The organism is Arthrobacter sp. 10T419, from assembly GCF_056394105.1.
This window is the reverse complement of the sequence record NZ_JBFTHF010000067.1, coordinates 1-387: the sequence shown is the minus strand read 5'-3', so window position 1 is coordinate 387 and position 387 is coordinate 1. Positions and strand designations below refer to the sequence as shown.

General features: G+C 67.4%; 1 pseudogene. It reads right to left on the bottom strand.

The features are described 5' to 3' along the window. A pseudogene (locus AC1DBD_RS17905) lies at nucleotides 1–387 on the bottom strand (FAD-binding oxidoreductase); the annotation flags it as partial.

Sequence of the window (387 nt, the reverse complement as noted above, 5' to 3'; positions counted from 1 at the left end):
GTCTTCGACCGCAACCTCGCCCCGCAGCGAGAAGTACAGGCAGGCGCCGTCCACGTAGGCGTGCGACTGGTGCGCGGAGCCGGCCAGCGTGCCCGGCACCGCGTTGATGGCGGCCACCACGTCGTCGTAGATCGCGGGCAGGTCGGCCCACGGCCCGGACATCTCGAGCGTATCGGCCACGAAGCCGGGGCTGCGCTTGAAGCCTTCGGCGCTCTTGCCGGTCAGGTAGCGCGTATCGAGCCAGCGTTCGAAGATGGCCTTGTCATCGAGCTTGTCGCCCAATTCCACGCAGACCCGCTCGCTGATCGCCATCACGGCATCGACCATATCCTGGGCGCCTTCGTCGGCCACCAGCAGTACGTTGGTGTCGGGCAGGCCGAACTGCAC